Origin of the sequence: Frigoribacterium faeni (genome assembly GCF_011761235.1) — a bacterium.
GTDB classification, from domain to species: domain Bacteria; phylum Actinomycetota; class Actinomycetes; order Actinomycetales; family Microbacteriaceae; genus Frigoribacterium; species Frigoribacterium faeni_A.
The window spans coordinates 221,464-244,260 of sequence record NZ_JAAOYW010000003.1 but is presented as its reverse complement, the minus strand read 5'-3'; the positions used below and the strand labels follow the sequence as shown (position 1 = coordinate 244,260).

The window sequence follows — 22,797 nt, the reverse complement described above, 5'->3', positions numbered from 1 at the left end:
GCTCCGCCCCCGGACGGCGGGCCCTGGTCACAGGGTCCGCCGTCCGTGCGTCCAGGCGGCTCCCGGTCAGCGTCTGCGGGTCGTGCGAAGCTTGACGGGATGATCGACTACCTCGCCGCCGTTCCGCCGGACCCTGCCATCGCCTTCGACTGGGCCGCGTTCTGGGCCATGTGGGGCATCCCGATCCGCATCGGCATCATCCTGCTCGCGGCCGTGCTGCTGCGGGTGATCCTGCACTTCGCCATCCGTCGGGTCGTCGACCAGGTCGTCAACGGCATCAAGCGCAAGCAGAACGTCGACGACACCCAGGCCCTCGTCGCCTCTCCACTACAGGCGGTCCGCGTCGTCCAGCGCACCCGCACCCTCGGCAGCGTGCTCAACAACGTCGTCACGGTCGTCATCTCGGCCGTCGCCCTCGTGCTCGTGCTCGGCGAGCTCGACTTCGACGTCGTGGCGATCGTCGGCGCGGCCAGCGTCGTCGGCGCCGGCCTCGCCTTCGGCGCGCAGAACATCGTGAAGGACCTGCTGAACGGCATCTTCATGGTCGCCGAGGACCAGCTCGGCGTCGGCGACGTCGTCGACGTGGGCCCCGCGACGGGCGTCGTCGAGGCCGTGGGCATCCGGGTCACGCAGATCCGCGACGTCAACGGCGTGCTCTGGTTCGTCCGCAACGGCGAGATCCTCCGCGTCGGCAACATGTCCCAGGGCTGGTCTCGGGTCGTGATCGACCTCGCCGTGCCCTCGACGACCGACGTCGACGAGGTGCAGCACGCCCTGCTGCAGGCGGCGACCACCATGGCGGCGACGCCCAAGTGGGGCCGGGCGATGATCGACCGACCCGAGGTCTGGGGGCTGCAGTCCGTCGTCGACGAGCACGTGGTGATCCGCATCGTGGCCAAGACCCGGTCGTCCGAGCGCGACAACGTCGACCGTGAGCTGCGGTCCCGCCTCAAGAAGGCCACCGACGAGCTCGGCATCACGCTCCCCTCGCTCAGCAGCGTCGTGCTCACCGGCTTCGACGGCGCCTCGTCGGTGCAGGGCGCCCGCCCACCCCAGACCGTGCCCACCCCGCACGTCCGACCCCCGAAGGGCAAGCGCTCGTGACCGACATCCCCCTGACACCCCGTCCCGGCGGCGGCGTCCCGCAGCCGATCACGCTGCGCGGCGGCCCCGGCCGCGGCGACGCCCCCGACACGTTCTGGCGGCAGATCGGCGGGCGTCCCACCTTCGAGCGGCTGGTGCGCCGGTTCTACGAGGGCGTCCGCACCGACGACGTCCTCTGGCCGATGTACCCGGAGAACGACCTCGAGGGCGCGATCCAGCGCCTCACGGGGTTCCTCGAGCAGTACTGGGGCGGGCCGACCGCCTACAGCGACGAGCGCGGGCACCCGCGCCTGCGGATGCGGCACATGCCGTTCACCGTCACGCCGGAGGCGCGCGACCGCTGGCTGCTGCACATGCGCGCCGCGGTCGACGACCTCGAGCTGTCGCCCCTGCACGACGCGACGCTGTGGGACTACCTCGAGCGGGCGGCCCACGCCATGGTCAACGCCCCCGGCGCTTGACGAGCACGTGGCCTCGGCTGGTCGTCAGCCGGGTCCACGCCCCGGTCTCGTAGAGCGAGACCTGCTCGCCGTCGCCGAGGAACCCGAGGCTGAGGGCCGCGAACGCGGCGCCGGCCGGCACGGTCTCGACGCCGGGCACGGGACGGGACCACACCTCTGAGCGCACGCGGTGCACGATCTGCTCGCCCGTGTTCTCGGGCAGGGCGCCGGCGATCTCGTCGATGCCGGCCTTCGCGGCGGCCTCCAGCGCGGCCGCGTCGGCGCCGCCGGTCGGCGCCCAGCCGCCGCGCGGCGGCGAGATGGCGGCCCAGGTGACGGTCGCGACCTCGATCGGCAAGGTGACGCTCACGCCGGCCGTCGGGTCGACGACCTCGTTCTGCAGCCGGACCAGCCGCTCCTTGAGCGAGCGCACGGGCACGACGGCGTCGAACTCGGGGGCGTCGTCGAGCTGGAAGGTGCGCAGCCCGAGCACCGTCGGGCTCGAGTCGAGCAGCCCGAGCGGGTAGAAGACGGCGGCGTAGACGGCGAGGACGCCGGAGCCGGCGACCAGGCGCACGGAGCCGTCCTCGACGCGCCCGGCGCGGCCGAGGAACGTCGCGAGGTCGCTGAGGGACAGGGAATCGGGGAGGGCGAATGCGTGGCTCATCGGCCCCCTAAACTACATCGGATGAGCGCCGAACCCCTGCAGAGCCTGCTCGCCACCCTCGACCTCGCGCCCGCCGGCATCGTCGGCGGCCAGGACGTCTTCACCGGCACGTCGCAGCCCGAGCCGCTCGGCCGGGTCTTCGGCGGGCAGGTCATGGCGCAGGCGCTCGTCGCCGCCCAGCGCACCATCGTCGGCGACCGCCCGGTCCACTCGCTGCACGGGTACTTCCTGCGTCCCGGCGACCTCGCCGTGCCCATCACGTTCACCGTCGACCGCATCCACGACGGCCGGTCGTTCGCCACCCGGCGCACCCAGGCCTCGCAGGACGGCGTGCCGATCTTCTCGATGATCGCCTCGTTCCAGACCCCCGACGAGGGTCTCGACCACCAGGTCGCGATGCCCGAGGGCCTGCCCGAGCCCGACGACGTGCCGAGCGACGCCGAGCTGCTCGGCGCCGTCGACCACCCGATCGCGCAGGCGTGGGCGACCGACCGGGCCTTCGACATGCGCCACGTGCCCTCGCCCGTGTACTTCAGCGTCGAGGGCGAGCACGTCGAGCACCAGGCCGTGTGGCTGCGGGCGACGGGGAGCCTGCCCGACGACCCCGACCTGCACCGCGCCTCCTTGCTCTACGCCAGCGACTACTCGCTGCTCGAGCCCATCTACCGCCGGCACGGCGTCCCGCTCGTGACGCCCGGCCTCAAGGCTGCGAGCCTCGACCACGCGATGTGGTGGCACCGGCCCGCCCGCGTCGACGAGTGGCTGCTCTACGTGCAGGAGTCGCCCACGGCCGTCGGCGGCCGGGGGCTCTCGCTGGGCCGCATCTACGACCGCTCGGGCACCCTCGTCGCGAGCGTCGCCCAGGAGGGCATGGTGCGGGTGCCCCGTCGCTGACCCGTCCCGCCCGGGGCGCAGCGACGGGCAGACGGCGCGACCGCGAGGTCAGCGCCTGCGGAAGGCCAGCGGCTCGTCGACGAACGGCGTCCAGGCCGCGCGCTCGGCGTCGGTGATGCGCCGCGGCGCTCCCGACGCCGTGTCGACCAGCACGATCGACGTCGACGCCTTCGTGTAGAGCACCGCCGGCTCGACCCCGGCCGGCGACCAGACCTCGTAGCAGACCTCGAGGCTCGCGCCGCCGAGACGGCCGATCCAGATCTGCACGTCGAGGGGCGCCCGCAGGTAGGGCACGGGCACGAGGTACTCGAGCTCCTGCCGGGCGATGAGCGTCATCGTCGCGGCGTCGGGGCGGCCGTCGAGCACGGCCGCGCCCGAGGTCTCGCCGACCGTGCCGTCGGAGACCCAGAACGCGTCGATGCGCGCCTCCTCGAGGAGGCGCAGCATCGACGCGTTGTTCACGTGCCGGTAGGCGTCCAGGTCGCTCCAGCGGACGCGGGTCGGCACGTGCAGGCGGGTCATGTCAGTCGCGCGTCAGCTTGCGGTAGGTGGCCGAGCTCGGCTTCGCCGCGTCGGCGCCCAGGCGCTCGATCTTGTTCTCTTCGTACGACTCGAAGTTGCCCTCGAACCAGTACCAGTTGGGGGTGCCGTCGTCGTTCAGGCCCTCCCACGCGAGGATGTGCGTCGCGATGCGGTCGAGGAACCACCGGTCGTGGGTGATGACCACGGCGCAGCCGGGGAACTCGAGCAGCGCGTTCTCGAGGCTGCCCAGGGTCTCGACGTCGAGGTCGTTGGTGGGCTCGTCGAGCAGCAGCAGGTTGCCGCCCTGCTTGAGCGTCAGCGCCAGGTTGAGGCGGTTGCGCTCACCGCCGGAGAGCACGCCGGCCTTCTTCTGCTGGTCGGGGCCCTTGAAGCCGAACTGCGAGACGTAGGCCCGCGAGGGGATCTCGGTCTTGCCGACCTGGATGTAGTCGTGCCCCTCGGAGACGACCTCCCACAGGTTCTTGTTCGGGTCGATGCCGCCGCGGCTCTGGTCGACGTACGAGATGTCGACGGTCTCGCCGACGCGCAGGTCGCCGCCGTCGAGCGGCTCGAGGCCGACGATGGTCTTGAACAGGGTCGTCTTGCCGACGCCGTTCGGGCCGATGACCCCGACGATGCCGTTGCGGGGCAGCGTGAAGGTGAGGTCGTCGATGAGCACGCGCTCGCCGAACTGCTTGTGCAGCTTGTTCGCGTCGATCACCTGCGAGCCGAGGCGCGGCCCCACGGGGATCACGATCTCCTCGAAGTCGAGGACCCTCGTGCGCTCGGCCTCGGTCGCCATCTCTTCGTAGCGGGCGAGACGGGCCTTGGACTTGGCCTGGCGGCCCTTCGCGTTGCTGCGGACCCACTCGAGCTCGGAGGCGAGGCGCTTCGCGAGCTTGGCGTCCTTCTTGCCCTGCACCTGGAGGCGCTCGCCCTTCTTCTGCAGGTAGGTCGAGTAGTTGCCCTCGTAGGGGTAGAGGCGGCCGCGGTCGACCTCGGCGATCCACTCGGCGACGTGGTCGAGGAAGTACCGGTCGTGGGTCACGGCGAGCACGGCGCCGGGGTACTTGCTCAGGTGCTGCTCGAGCCAGAGCACGCTCTCGGCGTCGAGGTGGTTGGTGGGCTCGTCGAGCAGCAGCAGGTCGGGCTTCTGCAGCAGCAGCTTGCAGAGCGCCACGCGACGCTTCTCGCCGCCGGACAGGTTCGCGACCTCGGCGTCGCCCGGGGGCGTGCGGAGCGCGGACATGGCCTGCTCGAGCTGGGAGTCGAGATCCCACGCGTCGGCCGCGTCGATCTCCTCCTGCAGGGTGCCCATCTCGGCGAGCAGCGCGTCGAAGTCGGCGTCGGGCTCGCCCATGGCCGCGGAGACCTCGTTGAAGCGGTCGAGCTTCTGCTTGATCGGGCCGACGCCCTCCTGGACGTTCTCGAGGACGGTCTTGGTCTCGTCGAGCTCCGGCTCCTGCATGAGGATGCCGACGGTGTAGCCGGGCGAGAGCTTGGCCTCGCCGTTGCTGGGGGTGTCGAGCCCGGCCATGATCTTGAGGATCGTGGACTTGCCGGCTCCGTTGGGGCCGACGACGCCGATCTTGGCGCCGGGGATGAACGACATGGTCACGTCGTCGAGGATCAGCTTGTCGCCGACCGCCTTGCGGGCACGGACCATGGAGTAGATGTATTCGGCCATGCCCACCAGTCTATCGGTGGGGGCCGCCCGCCACCGGGCGGGGACGGGTCACCGGTCGACGGTCCCGGTCACCAGTCGATGGCGCGGGTCGTGCCCACGAGGCAGGCGCCCGTGCCCAGCACGGGCGCGACCTCGCTCGCGAAGCCCGTCGCCCCCGTCTGGCCGACGAGGCAGTCGCTGCCCCAGAGCACCGAGAACTGCACCGTGTCGGCCGCGCGCCCGATCGAGGTCGCGTCGGGCGTCACCTGCATCGCCGCCTTGTCGAAGCCGGCGGCGACGAGCGCGTCGACCACGCTGCGCCCGTCGGCGGCGCCGCCGCCGTCGAGGTGCCGCGTGACGGTGGTGTCGAAGTACGCCTTGGCCTCGTCGGTCGTCGAGTCGGCCGACAAGGTCGGCTCGGGCGCGGGGGTCGCGCCGTCGGTCGTCCGCGTGGGGCTCGGCGCGGTCTCGCCCGAGGTGCAGCCCGCGAGCGCGGCCACGGCGAGCACGACGACGCCCGTGCGCAGGGCGACGAGTGGGAGACGGGTCACGCGGGCTGCCTTCCTCGGAGGGGCCCGGTCGGGGCCGTCACGATCCTACGGCCCTGACCGGACGACGCCCTCGCGAGCGGGCGGCGGGACCGGCCGCGGTCAGAACGGCGGGTCGCCGACGCGCGCCACGGGGTCGGCCGCGCCGTCGTCGCCGACGGACGCGGCCGCCGGGGCGAGGTGCTCGTCGGGGGCGGGACCGACGTCGGCCGCCCAGCCGCCCTCGCCGCCGGCGAGCGCCCCGGGGACGACCGGCGCGGCCGTGTCCGGCCCGGGGGCAGGACCGTCCGTCGAGCCGCCCGCCGCGCCTCCTGCGCCCGGCTCGGAGCCCGCCGCCGGGGCGGCGGCCGTCGCGGTCGACCGCGTGAACGCCGACCGGCCCCAGCGGAGGTCGTGCCCGATCGCGTCGGCGTCGACCTCGACGGTGGTGCCCGACCGGTCGCCGGCCTCCCACGCGCGGACCCGGAGGCGGCCGAGCACCACGACGCGCTCGCCCTTGTGCAGGCTCTGCCCGGCGTTGGCCCCGAGGGCCCGGAACGCGGTCACGGTGTACCAGTTCGTGTCGCCGTCGACCCACTCGTTCGCGGCCCGGTCGAAGCGGCGGTGGGTGGAGGCGAGGCGGAAGCTCGCGATGTCGAGGCCGGCCTCGGTGGTGACGACCCGAGGGTCGGTGGCGATGATCCCGGTGAGGGTGATGGTGTCTGTCATGCCGCGAGTCTCGCCAGGCCGCGCCGGTCCGCGGGCGGGCACCGCGCCTCCTTGTGGAGGACGGCCCCGCCCGGACGCGTCGGGGAGGGACGAGGGTCAGTGCTCGTGGAACTCCGGGTAGTCGGCCCCCGGGCCGAGGGCGGCGAACAGGGCGCTCTTCGCCACGGCCAGGCTCGGGTACTCGCCCCCCGGCTCGTCCCGGCCGGCGAGGCGCACGACGAAGCCGTCGGAGGTGCGCCCGATCGAGCCCACGGTGCCCGCGGGGCCGACGGCGACCCAGGTCTGGTCGGCGGACGGCCGCCCGCCGGCGCCGGTCGCGCCGGAGGCGCCGGTCGTGCTCGGGACGCTGGTCGTGCTGGTCGTGCTGGTCTGGTCGCTCATCGTCGAGCACCCTTCTCTCGGCAGGTCATCTGCATCGGCTCCGCGCGGCTGCGCGGGCACGTCAACTCGCGAGCACCCACCTCGCGAAGGCCTTGCGGACCTTGGTCACCTTCGGCACGGCAACGGCCGTGCAATAGCCCTGGCCGGGGTTCTTCGCGAAGAAGTCCTGGTGCTCGGGCTCGGCCTCGGTCCAGGCGCCCAGGGGCTCGATCGTGGTGACGACGCCCCCGCCCCACGTCTCGCCCGCCCGGTCGCGGGCCGCCGCGAAGAGCGCCGCCTGCTCGTCGTCGGCCGCGAACATCGCCGACCGGTACTGCGTGCCGACGTCGGCCCCCTGGCGGTCGAGCTGGCGCGGGTCGTGCAGCGTGAAGAAGACGTCGAGCACGACGTCGGCGGGGATCACCTCGGGATCGAAGGTCACCGCCACCGCCTCGGCGTGGCCGGTCGTGCCCGAGCAGACGTCGTCGTACGTGGGCTCGGCCGTGCGGCCGCCGGTGTAGCCGGAGACGACCGCCGAGACCCCCTCGAGGGTGCGGTAGACGGCGTCGAGGCACCAGAAGCAGCCGCCGGCGAGGACGAACGTGGTCATGTCGGCGACGGTACTCCTCGCCCTAGGCTGACGACATGAGATCACCCTTCACCCCCTACGTCGCCGACGACGAGCGGTACTCGAAGCTGGACTACGTCCGCACCGGCCGCAGCGGGCTCAAACTGCCGCGCATCTCGCTCGGCCTGTGGAACAACTTCGGCACCGACCGCGCCCTCGAGACGCAGCGCGACATCGTGCTGCGCGCCTTCGACCGCGGCGTGACCCACTTCGACCTCGCCAACAACTACGGCCCGCCCTACGGCTCGGCAGAGGAGCAGTTCGGCCGCATCGTCGCGGCGAACCTGGTGCCCTACCGCGACGAGCTGGTCATCTCGTCGAAGGCGGGCTACGACATGCGCCCGGGGCCCTACGGCGACGGCGGCTCGCGCAAGTACCTGCTCAGCTCGCTCGAGGCGAGCCTCGGCCGGATGGGCCTCGACCACGTCGACGTCTTCTACTCGCACCGGCCCGATCCCGAGACGCCGATCGACGAGACCATGGGCGCCCTCGCGACGGCCGTGCACCAGGGCAAGGCGCTCTACGCGGGCATCTCGAACTACGGGCCCGAGCAGACGCGGGCCGCGATCGACGCCCTGGCCGACGAGGGGGTGCCGCTGCTGATCCACCAGCCGCGCTACAACATGTTCGACCGCGCGCCCGAGCAGGGGCTCTTCGACACCCTGCTGGAGGCGGGGGTCGGCTCGATCGTGTTCTCGCCGCTCGCCGGCGGCCTGCTGACGAACCGCTACCTCTCGGGCAAGGCGCCGGCCGGGTCGCGGGCCGCCGAGGGCCGGTGGTTCACCGAGGACGCGCTCAGCGAGACCTACCTCGAGCGCGTGCGCGGCCTGAACGAGATCGCGGAGGCGCGGGGCCAGTCCCTGGCACAGCTCGCCCTCACCTGGGTGCTGCGCCAGCCCGCGGTGACGAGCGCCCTGATCGGCGCCTCGTCGGTCGCGCAGCTCGACGACAGCCTCGACGCCCTGGAAGGCGCCGAGCTGTCGGACGACGAGATCGCCGCCATCGAGCCCTTCGCGGTCGACGGCACGGGGCGCTGACCCCGCCGCTCACCGCCGCACGCTCCGCCTCGCAGCCCGCTCCCGTCGCCGGGGGCGGGCTGCGTCGTCGATGTCGGTGGTCGACCGTAACGTCGGGCTCGTCCTCGACAGCATCGGCCGGATGACCATCAGGAGCACCGCGTGACCCTCACGAGCACCACGACCACCCGCACCGTCGACCACGACTCCCTCGTGCCCCGCACGGCGGCGCCCGTCCCCGAGCCCCTCGCCGAGGTGCGGGGCGGCCTGCGCCTCGTCCAGGTGCGCGACGACCTCGCCCGCGTCACGCGCGCCGGCGGCGAGGTGCTCGGCTACGTCGAGCGGCTCGACGACCCCCTCGGCGAGCGCTGGCGCGCCAAGCGCTTCGTGGCCCGTCAGCGCCGCTTCGTCGAGATCGGCGAGTTCTGGAGCCGGTCCGACGCCACCGACTGCTTCCGCTTCGCGTGAGCCCCGACGCGCCGGGGCGGTCGGCTCCGTCCCGGCGCGACACGCACCGCGGCACGCGCCCGAGGTGCCCGATCGACCTTCGACCTCAGCTGTAGAGTTCGCCGCATGCAGTGGTGGAACAGCTTCGTGGAGTGGGCCTCGTCGGAGGCCGGATGGCGTGTCCTCTCGGGGGCGGTGGTGCCGTTCGTCGCCATCGTCGTCGCGGGCGTCGTGGCGGCCCTGATCGGTCGGTCCGCCATGCGCCGTGTCGTCGCCGTGCACGACGACGAGGCCAAGGCGGCCGCGATCGCGGGCCTCGTCTCGGCCGCGCGCAAGGCCGCGATCTGGAGCTCGCTCGGCCCGGAGGAGCGCGCCTACGCCGACCACCTCGCGCACGAGAGCGAGGTGCGGCTGAGGCTGCTGCCCGTCTCGGGCTCCGGCACGGCCGCCAGCTGGGCCCAGCACGAGATGGACGACCTGAAGCGCAACTCGGCGAGCTTCAGCTACCAGTCCGGCCAGGCGCTCGACGACCTGCGCGACCGGCTGGTCGAGTGGCAAGAGCGTCCCAGCCGCGCCAAGAAGCTCTTCAAGGCCGACCTCGAGCGCTGGAGCTACGAGGAGGCGGAGGTCGACAAGGGCCTCGACGCCCGCCAGCGAGCGTGGGACGCCGAGCAGGCCGCGGCGCGGTCGCGCGAGTCGCGCCCGGCGTCGCCTCCGGCCGCCCCTGCCGCCGGGGCCTCTGCCCACGACCAGTGGCGGGCACCGTCGACGACGGAGCAGCGCCCGGTCGAGCAGCCGGCCCCGGTGCGCGAGGAGCCCGTGCCGACACAGAGGGTGTCGGTGGCCGCCCCCGCGGCGGACGACGACTCGGACGTCGATCCCGACACGACGTCGTACGGCCAGCAGGTCAGCGCGCAGGACGTCCGTCGGCGCACCTCGCCCGAGGCGTAGGTGCCCTCGGCAGGAATCGAACCTGCGACCAAGAGATTAGAAGGCTCCTGCTCTATCCGCTGAGCTACGAGGGCGTGCCCCCCACGATAGCGCGTGGGCCCCGCCGCTCCGGCGAGGCGCTCAGACGGCGAGCGCAAGGGCGCTGAGCACCTGGTCGAGCCGTGGTGCCCCGGCGGCGCGGAACACCTCGACGCCGTCGTCGCCCAGCACGATCATCGTCGGCGTGCTCGTGATGCCGCGTGCCTCGGCCTGGTCGGCGCGGGCGGCGACGTCGGCCTCGTCCACCACGAGGGCGGGCACCAGCGCCTGGGCCTCGGCCACGACGGCGCGGGCCGCGTGGCAGGGGGCGCAGAAGGCGGACGTGTACAGCTCGAGTTTCATGAGCGGCACAACGAGGATGCGCGGGGGATGATTCCCCCGCGCCTCCTCGTGTCGTCTCGGACCGAGCTCAGATGGAGCCGGCCTGGTCGGTGCGGTCGCCGCGGTTCTCGAGGTCGTCGACGGGGTCGCTGTCCTTCACGTCGAGCTCGTAGTGCACCTGGAGCTGGTCGGCGTTCATCTTGGCCTCGCGGGCCTTGTAGACGAAGCCGGTCTCGATGCCCTCGACGAGGACGTAGTCGACGATCTCCTCGTCGTAGGAGCCGTTGGTGCTCACCCGCGTGTCGGTGCGCCCGTCGCTGGGGCCGCCCTCGAAGAAGACGACGTACTCGGATCCCTCGGCCACGGTGGGCTCGTTGTCAGTCATGCGACTTGTCTACCAGGAGGCACGCACCGCGCGTCCAGCTCGGCGGCCGCACCCGGGCCAGCCCGACCACATTGCCAAGCTATATAGGTTGGCTATACACTTGCCGGATGACTTCACAGCCGACCGACATCCTGGAGACCCTCCTGACGTCGACCCATCGCCTGACGCGCATCGCCGCGCAGGAGACCGGCCGCACGACCTCGCCCGCCGTCTGGCGCACGCTCTCGATCCTCACGACCGACGGCTCGATGCGCGTGGGCGACCTCGCCCGCACGAGCCGGGTCAGCCAGCCCACCATGACCAAGCTCATCCACGGCCTCGCCGACGACGAGCTCGTCCGCCGCATCGCCGACGTCGACGACTCTCGCGCCTGGCTCATCGCCATCACCCCGAAGGGCACGGAGGCGCTGGCCGAGTGGAAGGGCCAGCTCGCGACCGCCCTGGGCCACCTCTTCGACGACCTCGACGACGACGAGTGGCGCGTGCTCGACCACGCGGCCCAGCTGCTCGCCACCCGCGTCTCGACCGAGGCGGTGTCCGCGTGAGCGCCGGGCACGGCAGCGCCGTCGACGGCCACGATGCCTCGACGGGCCCAGGCAAGCAGAGCATCCTGAAGCAGCCGACCGCCGTCTGGGCGATCGCCTTCGCCTGCGTCGTCGCCTTCATGGGCATCGGCCTCGTCGACCCGATCCTGCCCGCCATCGCCGAGTCGCTGAAGGCGACCCCGACGCAGACCGAGCTGCTCTTCACGAGCTACCTCGCCGTCACGGGCGTGGCGATGTTCTTCACGAGCTGGGTCTCGAGCCGGCTCGGCGCGAAGAAGACCCTGATGATCGGCCTCGCCCTGATCGTCGTCTTCGCCCTGCTCGCCGCGACGAGCGGCGACGTGTGGGAGATCATCGGCTTCCGAGCCGGCTGGGGCCTCGGCAACGCCCTCTTCATCTCGACCGCCCTCGCGACGATCGTCGGGGCCGCGGCCGGGGGCACCGCCTCCGCGATCATCCTGTACGAGGCCGCGCTCGGCCTCGGCATCGCGATCGGCCCGCTGATCGGCGGGCTGCTCGGCTCGGTCAGCTGGCGAGGCCCGTTCTTCGGCGTCACCGCGCTGATGGCGATCGCGTTCATCGCGATCGCGGTGTTCCTCAAGGGGTCGGCGCTCGAGAAGCCCGCCCCGACCCGGCTCTCGGCCCCGTTCCGCGCACTGGCCGTGCCGGCCCTCGGCACCCTCGCCGCGACGGCCTTCTTCTACAACATCGGCTTCTTCGTGCTGCTGGCCTACACGCCGTACCCCCTCGGCTTCGGCGCCATGGGCATCGGCCTGACCTTCTTCGGCTGGGGCGTCGGCCTCGCGATCACCTCCGTCTGGGTGGCGCCGCTGCTGACCGCCCGGATGAAGCGCACCACGGTGCTCCGGATCGCCCTCCCCCTGCTGGCCCTCGACCTGCTCGCCGCGGCCCTCGTCGTCGGCACGCCGGCCGCGCTCGTCGCCTGCGTCGTCGTCGGCGGCCTCGTGCTCGGCGTGCTGAACACCGTGCTCACCGAGAGCGTGATGGAGGCCACCGACCTGCCCCGCTCCGTCGCCTCCAGCGCGTACTCGGCCGTGCGGTTCATCGGCGGAGCCATCGCCCCGCCCGTGGCGACGCTGCTCGCCGACACCATCGCCCCGAGCGCGGCCTACGTCTTCGCCGCCGCGAGCGTCGCGGTCGGCCTCGTCATCGTCGTCGCCGGGCGGCGCGCCCTGCGCCGCGTCGACGACGGGCCCGAGTCGCCACGCGTCGAGGCCGAGGCGATCTCGGCCGGCGAGGTCTCGTAGCCGCGAGCCCGCCCGCCGACCCGGCCCGCGCCTCCTCGACCGACAGAGCCGAGGAGGCGCAGGCCGCGTCGTGCGCACCGTCCGCCGCCCCGGCGCTCCCCCGCCCCCGCACTGTCCGAGGCCCGGGCTAGAGTTGCCGCATGGCTACGACGAACGACCGACTGGTGTGGATCGACTGCGAGATGACGGGCCTCGACATCGCGATCGACGAGCTGGTCGAGGTGGCCGTCGTCGTCACCGACTTCGACCTCGTGCCCGTGCACCCCGGCTTCACCATCGTCATCAAGCCCGACCAGTCCGCCCTCGACAACATGGGCGACTTCGTCACCGAGATGCACACCAGCTCGGGCCTCATCGACGAGATCCCGAACGGCGTCAGCCTCGCCGAGGCCGAGTACGAGGTGCTCGAGTACATCCTCAGGTACGTCCCCACCGAGCAGCACGCGCCGCTCGCCGGCAACACCATCGGCACCGACCGCGCGTTCCTCGCCAAGTACATGCCCCGCGTCGACGGCCACCTGCACTACCGCAGCGTCGACGTCTCGTCCATCAAAGAGCTCGCCCGCCGCTGGTTCCCCCGCGTCTACTTCAACGCCCCCCAGAAGAACGGCGGCCACCGCGCCCTCGCCGACATCCTCGAGTCCATCCGCGAGCTCGAGTACTACCGCCGCGCCGGCTTCGTCGCCGACCCCGGCCCCACCACCGAAGACGTCCAGGCGATCTCCAAGGCCGTCGTGGACGAATGGGCCCCTCGGCTGTAGTAGAGTCTTCTCGTTGCGATCGCTCCGGCGGCCGCGCATGGTGGGTATAGCTCAGCTGGTAGAGCGCCTGGTTGTGGTCTAGGAGGCCGCGGGTTCAAGCCCCGTTACTCACCCGAATGGAAAGGCCCTGCCCCGCTTGGGGCGGGGCCTTTTTCGGGTTCCGCGCCTTCTTGTCTTCGACGCGCTAGCGCGTCGAAGACGTCGTAGGTGGTCACCCACGCGCACCGGTGGGGGCGCAACGTCGCTTCGCTCGTTGCACGAGGACGTCGCTCCGCTCGTCCGGAGGGGCGCAACGTCGCTTCGCTCGTTGCACGAGGGACGTCGCTTCGCTCGTCCGGAGGCGCAAGGTCGCTTCGCTCGTCCGGAGGCGCAACGTCGCTTCGCTCGTTGCGCGAGGGGGGCGCGGGCGGACAGGGGGCGGCGGGGGCTGTAGCTGTAGACAGGGGCATGGGCGGCGACGGGGGCGGAGAGAAGCTGACGGCCTGGTGGGGACTCGTGCTCGCCGGGGTGGGGCTGATCGTCGTGGGGATCCTCGCCCTGCTCGCCTACAGCTACTGGGGCTGGGAGGGTCGCATCGAGAGCGCCGCCGTCATCAGCCCTCTCCTCGGCGCCATGTTCATCGTGTGGGGTCTAGGGCGAGGCGCCCGACAGGCTGCCCGTCGACTGCGGGCACGGCACTGACCCGCCGGTGAGCCGCGCCCTGCGGGCGGGGGCAGGTTTGCTAGGGGGTGTGCGACGCTGGGGGCGTGGACGACGAGAAGAGGACCGACGAGGGGCCCGCGGGCATCGACCCGGCGAGCGTCGACGCCGCGAGGTTCGACGAACTGGTCGTCGCCGAGCTCGACGAGCTGCCCGACGACATGATCGACGGCCTCGACAACGTCGTCTTCGTCACCGAGGACCGCCCCGACGACGGCTCCCTCGACCTGCTCGGCCTCTACGACGGCGTCGCCCTCACCGAGCGCGGCACCTACGGCTTCGGCGAGCTGCCCGACCGCATCGTCCTCTACCGCGAGCCGCACCTCGCCGCCGTCGACACCGAGGACGAGCTGCGCGACGAGATCCACGTCACCCTCGTGCACGAGATCGCCCACTTCTACGGCATCGACGACGACCAGCTGCACGAGCTCGGCTGGGCCTAGCCCGCCGCGCCCTCCCCCGACACGGCACCCGTCGCGACGTCGACGACGACGTCCGCCCGCTCCCGGGGCCGCTCGACGGCGAGATGCCGTACCTCCTGCGCGGCCCACACCTCCCACCACGGCTCGTACGTCGCCCCGTCCCGGCCGAGCGCCCGCGCACGCCGGGTGTCGTCGTCCAGCTCGAGCCACACCGCCAGCGTCGAGACCGCCGAGGAGGCGCGGGTCAGCGCCCCGGCGCCCTCCACGACGAGCGAGACGGCCGGGTCGAGCGTCCGCCGCTCCCCCGGCACGCCGCGCTCCCAGTCCCACGTGGTCCAGCCCGGGTCCGTCGACGCCAGCACCGACGACTCGACGACGCGCGACGCGGCCTCGAGGCCGTGCCACCCCGGGTAGACGTCGTCGAGGTGCACCAGCTGCACGGGCCCGAGCCGCTCGACGGGCCAGGCCGCGACCAGGCGACGGGCCAGCGTGGTCTTGCCCGAGCCCGAGCGACCGTCGACGAGCAGCACCACGCGCTCGCGGCCGACCCGCGCCTCCTCGGCCCTCGCCAGCAGCAGGGCGGCCACGTCGACCCGGGACTGCTCAGGCAAGGACGAACTCCCACGTGCCCGCGAGCACGGCGCTCGTCACGGCCGCCGCCGCGATCAGCACGCCGATCACGACGAGGACGACGTCGCGCGCCCGGATCGTCGACGGCCGCGCCCAGGTGCGCGGGGCGTCGGAGCCGAAGCCCTTCGCCTCCATCGCCGTCGCGAGCTTGCTGCCCCGTCGCACCGAGAGCACGAGCAGGGCGAACGCCTGGCCGCCGAAGCGCCGGGCCGCGGCGACGGGACCCCGGCCGTCGGCCACGCCGCGGGCCCGGCGGGCGAGGGCGAGCTGCCGCCAGTCGTCGGCGAACAGGCCGGCGAGGCGCAGCCCCGCGAGGCCGCCGAGCACGAACCGGGCGGGCAGTCGCAGCACCTGCGCGAGTCCGTCGGCGAGGTCGGTGGGGTCCGTCGTCGCGAGCAGCACGATGCCGGGCACGCCCACCGCGAGGATGCGCAGCCCGATCGCGGCCGCGAGCGAGACCGACCCGTCGGTGACGCTGATCCAGCCGAGCTGCAGCAGCAACGCGCCGTCGTCGCGGCCGTAGAGCGCGGTGACGACGACCGAGGTGGGCGCGGCGATCCACAGCGGGGCCGTGCGCCGCAGCAGCTGCCGCGCCGACAGGCCCGCCCAGGGCAGCAGCAGCAGCTCGAGCCCCAGCGCGACCCCGGCCGAGACCCAGTCGATCGAGAGCAGCAGCACCACCGAGACGACCAGGGCGGCGAGCAGCTTCGCGACGGGATTCAGGCGGCCGACGACCCGCGTCGTCTCGACGGCCTCGAGCAGGCTCATCGGGCCTGCTCCGTGGCGACGGGCCGGGTGAGCTCGACGACGTCGTCGGCCAGCGCGGCGACGAACTCGGCGTCGTGGGTGACCGCGACGACGCTGCGGCCCTCGTCGACGAGGCCCGCGAGCAGGGCCACGAGCTCGCGCCAGGTGCGGGCGTCCTGCCCGAAGGTCGGCTCGTCGAGCACCAGGAGGCGCGGGCGAGACGCGAGGACGGTCGCGACCGACAGCCGCCGCTTCTCTCCGCCGGAGAGCGTGAACGGGTTCGCCCCCGCGAGGTGGTCGAGCCGGAGGCGGTCGAGCAGCCCGTCGACGCGCTCGGCGACCTGCGCGGCCGGCTCGCCCAGCGCCTCCGGCCCGACCGCGAGCTCGCGGCGCACGGTCGCGGTGAGGAACTGGTGCTCCGGGTCCTGGAACACGGTGCCCACCCGGGTCAGCAGCTCGCGCGAGCGCCACCGCACGGGCGCCGGGCCGGCCCCGGCCGCCAGCTCGGGCGTCGCCCGCAGGTCGCCCGCGACCGGCGCGAGCAGGCCGGCGAGGGTCAGGGCGAGGGTGGACTTGCCGGCGCCGTTCGGCCCGGTCACGGCCAGCGTGCGGGCGTCCCCCACGACGAGGTCGACCCCGGAGGCGACGGCACGGCCCCGGGGCCCGCGGTGGCCGACGGCGAGGTCGGCGGCCTCGAGCAGCGGTCCCCGCGAGGAGGCGCGTCGCCGGACGGGCGGCTCGGGCACGGCGCCGGGCACCCAGACGCCCGCCTCGGCGAGCGGACCGCGCATCCGGTCGAGCACCTCCTCGGGGGCGCCGTCGGCGAGCACTCCCCCGCCGGCGGCGAGCACCACGACGCGGTCCACGACGGGCAGCCAGACCGAGACCCGGTGCTCGACGACGACGAGCGTCGCTCCGGTGCGCTCGACGACGCGGGCGACGGCGTCGCGCACCTCGACGACTCCGTCGGGGTCGAGGTTCGCGGTCGGCTCGTCGAGCAGCACGAGCCCCGGGCGCATCGCCAGGGCTCCCGCGAGCGCCAGCCGCTGCTTCTGCCCGCCGCTCAGCTGGGCGGTCGGCCACGAGAGCGGCAGGTCGAGGCCGACCGCGTCGAGGGCGTCGCCGACGCGCCGCCAGGTCTCGTCACGGGGCACGCCGACGTTCTCGCAGCCGAAGGCGACGTCGTCGCCGACGCGGGCGAGCACGACCTGCGAGTCGGGGTCCTGCAGCACGAGGCCGACCCGGCCGCGCTGCTCGGCGGGCGGGCGGCCGTCGACGAGCAGCTCGCCGCGGGCGTCGCCCTCCTCGTCGCCGCCGAGCACGCCGGCGAGCCCGGCGAGCAGGGTCGACTTGCCGGCGCCCGAGGCGCCGAGCAGCAGCACCCGCTCGCCCGGCTCGACGACGAGGTCGAGCTCGGACACGGCGGGGCGCAGCCGGCCGGCGTGACGCCACCCCCAGCCGCGGGCGTCGACCCGGGCGCCGGAGGCGGTCGTCACGTCGTCGGGGTCGGGCCGGTCAGACGCGCGCCTCGGCCGAGCGGCCGGAGGCGAAGCGGCTGAGGGCACCGGTGCGGGCGAGCCCCCGGGCGGCGAGCCACGAGAGCAACCCGGCGAGCAGGACGCCGGAGACGACGGCGCTGATGCCGTAGACGACCTTGAACTCGAGGGCCGTCGCGGCGATCGACGAGAACGACGTGTCGAGCAGGGCGACGGCCACGCCGGCGCCGGCGCCGGCCAGCAGGGCCACGTGCAGGCGCCACGACGAGTACAGGAACGCGGCGAAGACGAGCTCGGCGCCGAGGCCCTCGACCACGCCCCAGAGCAGCGTCGAGAAGCCCCACTGCGTGCCGATGAGCATCGACACGACGGCAGCCATGACCTCGGTGTAGACCGCGGCGCCCGGCTTGCGGATGATCAGCCCGCCGAGCACGCCGGCGAAGAGCCAGCCGCCCGAGAGCAGGCCCGAGAGGCCGGGCGTGAAGGCCAGCAGGTTGCTCAGCGGCTCCCAGGCGAGGCCCCAGGCCCAGAAGACGACGCCGCAGGCGACGCCGATGACGCTGGCGACGACGATGTCGACGACGCGCCAGCGACGCGACGGCCTCGGCGACCCCGAGGCTGCAGGACGATCCTGGCGACCGGGCTGGGCCTCGTTCGCGGACACGGAAACAGACATGTTCTCTCCTCCCTGCGCTGGCATGACCCAGATCAGGTTCGACGGTCGAAGCGTGGTTCGCTTCCTCTCAGCCCGGCTCACCGGACTCCCGTGTGTGTGCCGCCGATCATAGCGCCGTCGCGGGCCCGACGGCGGGCACGGCGGCGGGGACGGCTGCGGGCACGGCGGCCCTGGTGCGCCCGCTGCCCGTAGGCTGACGGGGTCCACGACCCGGAGGTCCGCTTGCACACCTGGCCAGGAAACCCCTACCCCCTCGGCGCCACCTACGACGGGGCCGGCACCAACTTCGCGATCTTCAGCGAGGCGGCCAGCAAGGTCGAGCTGTGCCTGTTCGACGCCGACGGCACCGAGACGAGGGTCGCCCTGACCGAGGTCGACGCCTACGTCTGGCACGCCTACCTGCCGACGGTGCAGCCGGGGCAGAAGTACGGCTACCGCGTGCACGGCGACTACGACCCGGCGTCCGGCTCGCGGGCCAACCCGGCGAAGCTGCTGCTCGACCCGTACGCCAAGGCCACCTGCGGCGAGATCGACTGGGACGAGTCGCTCTTCGCGTACCACTTCGGCGACCCCGACTCGCGGAACGACGACGACAGCGGCCCGCACATGATGCTCGGCGTCGTCATCAACCCGTTCTTCGACTGGCAGGGCGACCGCCCCCCGAAGTACAGCTACGACGAGACCGTCATCTACGAGGCGCACGTCAAGGGGCTCACGCAGACCCACCCCGACATCCCCGAGGAGGAGCGCGGCACGTACGCGGGCGTCGCCCACCCGGCGATCATCGAGCACCTCAAGAAGCTCGGCATCACGACCCTCGAGCTCATGCCCGTGCACCAGTTCGTGCAGGACAACACGCTGCTCGAGAAGGGCCTCAGCAACTACTGGGGCTACAACACCATCGGCTTCTTCGCGCCGCACGCGGCCTACTCGGCGACGGGCGACATCGGCCAGCAGGTGCAGGAGTTCAAGACGATGGTGCGGGCGCTGCACGCCGCCGGCATCGAGGTCATCATCGACGTCGTCTACAACCACACGGCCGAGGGCAACCACCTGGGCCCGACCCTGTCGTTCAAGGGCATCGACAACGCCGCGTACTACCGGCTGATGGACGACGACGCGACGTACTACATGGACTACACGGGCACCGGCAACAGCCTCAACGTCCGCCACCCGCACTCGCTGCAGCTGATCATGGACAGCCTGCGGTACTGGGTGACCGAGATGCACGTCGACGGGTTCCGCTTCGACCTCGCCGCCTCCCTCGCCCGCGAGTTCTACGAGGTCGACCGGCTGTCGACCTTCTTCGAGCTCGTCCAGCAGGACCCGATCGTCTCGCAGGTCAAGCTGATCGCCGAGCCGTGGGACGTCGGCCCCGGCGGCTACCAGGTCGGCAACTTCCCGCCGCAGTGGACCGAGTGGAACGGCAAGTACCGCGACACGGTCCGCGACTTCTGGCGCGGCGAGCCCTCGACCCTCGGCGAGTTCGCCAGCCGCATCACGGGCTCGGCCGACCTGTACGAGCGGGACGGCCGCCGCCCGGTCGCGAGCATCAACTTCGTCACCGCGCACGACGGCTTCACCATGCGCGACCTCGTCAGCTACGACGAGAAGCACAACGACGCGAACGGCGAGGGCGGCGCCGACGGCGAGAGCCACAACCGCTCGTGGAACAGCGGCGTCGAGGGCGAGACCGACGACCCGGCGGTGCTGGCCCTGCGCGAGCAGCGCCAGCGCAGCTTCCTCGCCACCCTGCTGCTCAGCCAGGGCGTGCCGATGCTGCTGCACGGCGACGAGCTCGGCCGCACCCAGCGCGGCAACAACAACACGTACGCCCAGGACAGCGACATCAGCTGGATCGACTGGGAGGCGGCGGACCGCGAGCTCGTCGAGTTCGTCGCCGAGGTGATCAAGCTGCGGCACGACCACCCCACGTTCCGGCGCCAGCGGTACTTCAACGGCCGGCCCGTCACGCGCGGCGAGGGCGAGCCCCTGCCCGACATCGTCTGGCTCACCCCCGAGGGCGACGCCATGCAGGAGGGCGAGTGGAACGAGTCGTTCGCCAAGGCGATCGGCATGTTCCTCAACGGCGACGGCATCCGCGGCCGCGACCAGCGCGGCGGCCGGATCACCGACGTCAACTTCGTGCTCTACTTCAACGCCAGCGCCGAGACGGTGACCTTCGTGCTGCCCCCCGACGAGTACGCGGAGGGCTGGGAGGTCGTCGTCGACAGCACGGTCTCCGCACCGCCGCCTCCTGCGCAGGCCGCCCCGCGCACCCCGACGGCGACGCGCGCCGCGACCACCCCCCAGCCCCCCAGCACGCCGCAGGTCCCTGCCGCGCTGCTCGCCGGCGACCGGCTCCCCGTGGCGGGCCGCTCCCTCGTCGTCCTCCGAGCCACGGCCGAGGAGCACGCGTGACCCGACACCACCACCCCCGATCCACCTACCGCCTGCAGATCCGGGCGGGCTTCGACCTGTTCGCCGCGGCCGACCAGGTGCGGTACCTGCGCGACCTCGGCGCCGACTGGGTCTACCTGTCGCCCGTGCTCGAGGCCGAGCCGGGCAGCGACCACGGCTACGACGTCGTCGACCACAGCCGGGTCGATCCTGACCGCGGCGGCGCGGCCGGCCTCGAGGCGCTCGCGACGGGCGCCCACGACGCCGGCCTCGGCGTGCTCGTCGACATCGTGCCGAACCACGTCGGCGTGGCCACGCCGAAGGCCAGCACCTGGTGGTGGGACCTGCTCAACCACGGGCGCGAGAGCCGGTACGCCGACGCCTTCGACATCGACTGGGCGGCCGGCGGCGGCAAGGTGCTGCTGCCCGTGCTCGGCGAGCCCGCCGAGGCCGACGGCCGGATCGAGGGCCTCGAGGTCGTCGACGGCGAACTGCACTACTACGACAACGTCTACCCGATCGCCCCCGGCACCCTCGAGGGCGCCGCCGACGGCCCGGCCGACGCGGCCGCCGTGCACGCCCGCCAGTCGTACGAGCTCGTGCACTGGAAGAAGGCGGACACCGACCTCAACTACCGCCGGTTCTTCGCGGTCAACACCCTCGCCGGCATCCGCGTCGAAGAGGGCTGGGTCTTCGACGAGTCGCACGCCGAGATCGGCCGCTGGTTCCGCGAGGGCCTGGTCGACGGGCTCCGCGTGGACCACCCGGACGGCCTGGCCGACCCGGGCGGCTACCTCGACCGCCTCGCCGCCCTGACCGGGGGCGCGCACGTGCTCGTCGAGAAGATCCTCGAGGGCGACGAGCGCCTGCCCGAGGACTGGGCGACCGACGGCACGACGGGCTACGACGCCCTCGCCGACCTCGACCGGGTGTTCGTCGACCCGCGGGGCGCCGCGGCGCTCGACGGCCTCGACTCGCGCCTGCGCGCCGACGACGACCACGCCCACGCGCCCGCCGACGGCCACGTCGCGGACGAGGCGCTCGACTGGCACCGCATGATCCTCGGCACGAAGCGCGGCATCGCCGACGGCATCCTCGGCAGCGAGATCCGCCGGCTGGCCCGCCTGGTGTCGACCGACGGCCGGGCCGACGACGAGGTCGTCGACGCGCTGGCCGAGCTCGCCGCCGCGTTCCCCGTCTACCGCAGCTACCTGCCCCAGGGCGCCGACCAGCTGGCCCGCGCGGCCGAGATCGCGACCGAGAGCCGGCCCGACCTGGCCGCCGTCGTGGCCCGCGTCGTCGACGTGCTGGCCGACGAGTCGCACCCGGCCTCGGTGCGGTTCCAGCAGACGAGCGGCATGGTGATGGCCAAGGGCGTCGAGGACACCGCGTTCTACCGCTACAGCCGCCTCGCGACGCTGACCGAGGTCGGCGCCGACCCCGCCGAGTTCTCGCTGACGCCCGCCGAGTTCCACGCCCGCCAGCAGGCGCGCCTGGCCGAGCGTCCGTTCGGCATGACCACGCTGTCGACGCACGACACGAAGCGCAGCGCCGACGTGCGCTCGCGCGTCAGCGTGCTCTCCGAGATCGGCGACGAGTGGACGGCGACGCTCGAGCGCCTCCGCGACCTCGCCCCGATCGGCGACGGCCCGTTCGAGAACATCCTCTGGCAGAGCGTCGTCGGGGCCTGGCCGGCCTCGCGTCAGCGCCTGCACGACTACGCCGAGAAGGCGAGCCGCGAGGCGAGCACCTCGACGACGTGGACCGACCGCACCCCCGAGGCCGAGGCCTTCGAGGAGCGCATGCACGCCGCGATCGACGCCGTCTTCGACCGCGAGGAGGTGCGGCACGAGATCGAGAGGATCGTCGACGTCGTGCGCGCCCCCGGCCGCAGCAACTCGCTCGGCCTCGCCCTGCTGCAGCTGACGGGCCCCGGCAGCCCCGACGTCTACCAGGGCGGCGAGCTGTGGGACCACTCGCTCGTCGACCCCGACAACCGACGCGAGGTCGACTTCGGGCTGCGCCGCCGCCTCCTCGACCAGGTCGCGGCCGGCGAGACGCCGCCCGTCGACGAGACGGGCGCGGCCAAGCTGCTCGTCACGCACCGGGCGCTCACGCTCCGTCGCGACCGCCCCGAGCTGTTCACCCGCTACGGCGCCCTGCCGGTGTTCGGCGAGCAGGCCGACTCGGCCGTCGCCGCCGACCGCGGCGGCGCGCTGACGATCGCCACGCGGCTCCCCGTGGCGCTCGAGCAGGCCGGCGGCTGGGGCGACACCGTCGTGCTCGTGCAGGGCCGGCGCTGGCGCGACGTGCTCACCGGGCGCGTGCACGACGGCGGGCGCCTGCGCCTCGCCGACGTGCTCGGGACGTACCCCGTCGCGCTGCTCGTCCCGGCAGACGAGCAGTAACGGCGCCTCCGCACACGACTACCGTCGACCCCCTGCGGGTCGGCGGTTC

At 73.1% G+C, this 22,797-nt stretch carries 26 protein-coding genes, 2 tRNA genes and 1 riboswitch; of the genes, 14 read left to right on the top strand and 14 right to left on the bottom strand.

The window, feature by feature from the left end; all coding sequences use genetic code 11:
- Positions 1-99 precede the first annotated feature (99 nt).
- Together FHR78_RS13275 and FHR78_RS13270 are read left to right on the top strand one after the other, a co-directional pair.
- On the top strand, positions 100-1,104 hold the full coding sequence (locus tag FHR78_RS13275) for a mechanosensitive ion channel family protein (protein ID WP_243862569.1): 1,005 nt from the start codon (positions 100-102) through the stop codon (positions 1,102-1,104).
- 53 nt (positions 1,105-1,157) lie between these two features.
- Positions 1,158-1,565 (top strand): globin, encoded by a 408-nt coding sequence (locus FHR78_RS13270; protein ID WP_166761183.1) that lies wholly within the window; start codon positions 1,158-1,160, stop codon positions 1,563-1,565.
- Here the strand turns inward: FHR78_RS13270 and FHR78_RS13265 are convergent.
- On the bottom strand, positions 1,546-2,211 hold the full coding sequence (locus tag FHR78_RS13265; RefSeq protein ID WP_166761005.1) for a hypothetical protein: 666 nt from the start codon (positions 2,209-2,211) through the stop codon (positions 1,546-1,548). The genes FHR78_RS13270 and FHR78_RS13265 overlap by 20 nt on opposite strands.
- 21 nt (positions 2,212-2,232) lie before the next feature.
- Here FHR78_RS13265 and FHR78_RS13260 point away from each other — a divergent pair, with 21 nt between their 5' ends.
- Complete coding sequence (locus FHR78_RS13260) at positions 2,233-3,105, top strand: acyl-CoA thioesterase (protein ID WP_166761004.1); 873 nt, start codon at positions 2,233-2,235, stop codon at positions 3,103-3,105.
- A 48-nt stretch (positions 3,106-3,153) separates the two neighbouring features.
- Here the strand turns inward: FHR78_RS13260 and FHR78_RS13255 are convergent, their stop codons facing one another.
- From FHR78_RS13255 to msrA, 6 genes are all read right to left on the bottom strand, one after another.
- A complete protein-coding gene (locus FHR78_RS13255; protein WP_166761003.1) occupies positions 3,154-3,627 on the bottom strand; it encodes an acyl-CoA thioesterase in 474 nt (157 codons plus the stop codon).
- A 1-nt stretch (position 3,628) separates the two neighbouring features.
- On the bottom strand, positions 3,629-5,314 hold the full coding sequence (gene ettA, locus FHR78_RS13250) for an energy-dependent translational throttle protein EttA (protein ID WP_166761002.1): 1,686 nt from the start codon (positions 5,312-5,314) through the stop codon (positions 3,629-3,631).
- Positions 5,315-5,382: 68 nt separating this feature from the next.
- Positions 5,383-5,844 (bottom strand): DUF6993 domain-containing protein, encoded by a 462-nt coding sequence (locus FHR78_RS13245; protein WP_166761001.1) that lies wholly within the window; start codon positions 5,842-5,844, stop codon positions 5,383-5,385.
- Positions 5,845-5,943: 99 nt separating this feature from the next.
- Positions 5,944-6,549: a single-stranded DNA-binding protein gene (locus FHR78_RS14905; RefSeq protein WP_208393214.1), complete on the bottom strand. Its 606-nt coding sequence runs from the start codon at positions 6,547-6,549 to the stop codon at positions 5,944-5,946.
- A 96-nt stretch (positions 6,550-6,645) separates the two neighbouring features.
- Positions 6,646-6,930 carry a hypothetical protein gene (locus FHR78_RS15270; protein WP_243862568.1) on the bottom strand — a complete coding sequence of 95 codons (285 nt, stop codon included), beginning with the start codon at positions 6,928-6,930 and terminating at the stop codon, positions 6,646-6,648.
- 61 nt (positions 6,931-6,991) lie between these two features.
- Entirely contained in the window at positions 6,992-7,519 is a 528-nt protein-coding gene (msrA, locus tag FHR78_RS13230) for a peptide-methionine (S)-S-oxide reductase MsrA (protein ID WP_166761000.1), read from the bottom strand.
- A gap of 35 nt (positions 7,520-7,554) precedes the next feature.
- Between msrA and FHR78_RS13225 the strand changes: the two genes are divergently transcribed.
- From FHR78_RS13225 to FHR78_RS13215, 3 genes are all read left to right on the top strand, one after another.
- Positions 7,555-8,574 carry an aldo/keto reductase gene (locus tag FHR78_RS13225; protein ID WP_166760999.1) on the top strand — a complete coding sequence of 340 codons (1,020 nt, stop codon included), beginning with the start codon at positions 7,555-7,557 and terminating at the stop codon, positions 8,572-8,574.
- A gap of 141 nt (positions 8,575-8,715) precedes the next feature.
- Positions 8,716-9,021: a hypothetical protein gene (locus FHR78_RS13220; protein ID WP_243862567.1), complete on the top strand. Its 306-nt coding sequence runs from the start codon at positions 8,716-8,718 to the stop codon at positions 9,019-9,021.
- A gap of 105 nt (positions 9,022-9,126) precedes the next feature.
- A complete protein-coding gene (locus FHR78_RS13215; protein WP_166760998.1) occupies positions 9,127-9,951 on the top strand; it encodes a hypothetical protein in 825 nt (274 codons plus the stop codon).
- Between the two features lies 1 nt (position 9,952).
- Here the strand turns inward: FHR78_RS13215 and FHR78_RS13210 are convergent.
- The 3 genes from FHR78_RS13210 to FHR78_RS13200 all read right to left on the bottom strand — a co-directional run bounded on the left by FHR78_RS13210 (position 9,953) and on the right by FHR78_RS13200 (position 10,696).
- Positions 9,953-10,025, bottom strand: a tRNA-Arg gene (locus tag FHR78_RS13210).
- A 46-nt stretch (positions 10,026-10,071) separates the two neighbouring features.
- Positions 10,072-10,332, bottom strand: coding sequence for a thioredoxin family protein (locus FHR78_RS13205; protein WP_166760997.1), 261 nt, complete (start codon positions 10,330-10,332; stop codon positions 10,072-10,074).
- A gap of 67 nt (positions 10,333-10,399) precedes the next feature.
- Positions 10,400-10,696: an oligoribonuclease gene (locus FHR78_RS13200; protein WP_166760996.1), complete on the bottom strand. Its 297-nt coding sequence runs from the start codon at positions 10,694-10,696 to the stop codon at positions 10,400-10,402.
- A 107-nt stretch (positions 10,697-10,803) separates the two neighbouring features.
- Between FHR78_RS13200 and FHR78_RS13195 the strand changes: the two genes are divergently transcribed.
- The 6 genes from FHR78_RS13195 to FHR78_RS13170 all read left to right on the top strand — a co-directional run bounded on the left by FHR78_RS13195 (position 10,804) and on the right by FHR78_RS13170 (position 14,412).
- Positions 10,804-11,241 (top strand): MarR family winged helix-turn-helix transcriptional regulator, encoded by a 438-nt coding sequence (locus FHR78_RS13195; protein WP_166760995.1) that lies wholly within the window; start codon positions 10,804-10,806, stop codon positions 11,239-11,241.
- A gap of 62 nt (positions 11,242-11,303) precedes the next feature.
- A complete protein-coding gene (locus FHR78_RS13190; RefSeq protein ID WP_347878229.1) occupies positions 11,304-12,509 on the top strand; it encodes an MFS transporter in 1,206 nt (401 codons plus the stop codon).
- A 140-nt stretch (positions 12,510-12,649) separates the two neighbouring features.
- A complete protein-coding gene (orn, locus tag FHR78_RS13185) occupies positions 12,650-13,270 on the top strand; it encodes an oligoribonuclease (RefSeq protein ID WP_166760993.1) in 621 nt (206 codons plus the stop codon).
- Between the two features lie 40 nt (positions 13,271-13,310).
- Positions 13,311-13,383: transfer RNA gene (locus FHR78_RS13180), tRNA-His, on the top strand.
- A gap of 334 nt (positions 13,384-13,717) precedes the next feature.
- Positions 13,718-13,951, top strand: coding sequence for a hypothetical protein (locus FHR78_RS13175; RefSeq protein ID WP_166760992.1), 234 nt, complete (start codon positions 13,718-13,720; stop codon positions 13,949-13,951).
- A gap of 179 nt (positions 13,952-14,130) precedes the next feature.
- Positions 14,131-14,412 carry a metallopeptidase family protein gene (locus FHR78_RS13170; RefSeq protein ID WP_166761180.1) on the top strand — a complete coding sequence of 94 codons (282 nt, stop codon included), beginning with the start codon at positions 14,131-14,133 and terminating at the stop codon, positions 14,410-14,412.
- Here the strand turns inward: FHR78_RS13170 and FHR78_RS13165 are convergent.
- The 4 genes from FHR78_RS13165 to FHR78_RS13150 form a co-directional block, all read right to left on the bottom strand.
- Positions 14,409-15,002 carry an ATP-binding protein gene (locus tag FHR78_RS13165; RefSeq protein ID WP_243862566.1) on the bottom strand — a complete coding sequence of 198 codons (594 nt, stop codon included), beginning with the start codon at positions 15,000-15,002 and terminating at the stop codon, positions 14,409-14,411. The two genes, FHR78_RS13170 and FHR78_RS13165, sit on opposite strands and share 4 nt — an antisense overlap.
- Positions 14,995-15,789 carry an energy-coupling factor transporter transmembrane component T family protein gene (locus FHR78_RS13160; protein WP_166760991.1) on the bottom strand — a complete coding sequence of 265 codons (795 nt, stop codon included), beginning with the start codon at positions 15,787-15,789 and terminating at the stop codon, positions 14,995-14,997. The genes FHR78_RS13165 and FHR78_RS13160 overlap by 8 nt, the downstream gene beginning before the upstream one ends.
- Entirely contained in the window at positions 15,786-17,264 is a 1,479-nt protein-coding gene (locus tag FHR78_RS13155; protein WP_347878211.1) for an ABC transporter ATP-binding protein, read from the bottom strand. Before FHR78_RS13155 ends, FHR78_RS13160 begins: the two co-directional genes overlap by 4 nt.
- A gap of 19 nt (positions 17,265-17,283) precedes the next feature.
- Positions 17,284-17,940, bottom strand: coding sequence for an ECF transporter S component (locus FHR78_RS13150; RefSeq protein ID WP_166760990.1), 657 nt, complete (start codon positions 17,938-17,940; stop codon positions 17,284-17,286).
- A riboswitch (TPP riboswitch) is annotated at positions 17,932-18,042 on the bottom strand. It overlaps the preceding gene by 9 nt.
- A 120-nt stretch (positions 18,043-18,162) precedes the next feature.
- Here FHR78_RS13150 and glgX point away from each other — a divergent pair.
- Positions 18,163-20,361, top strand: a complete 2,199-nt coding sequence (gene glgX / locus FHR78_RS13145) for a glycogen debranching protein GlgX (protein WP_166760989.1) — start codon at positions 18,163-18,165, stop codon at positions 20,359-20,361.
- Entirely contained in the window at positions 20,358-22,748 is a 2,391-nt protein-coding gene (gene treY / locus FHR78_RS13140) for a malto-oligosyltrehalose synthase (protein WP_166760988.1), read from the top strand. Before glgX ends, treY begins: the two co-directional genes overlap by 4 nt.
- Positions 22,749-22,797: the final 49 nt, after the last annotated feature.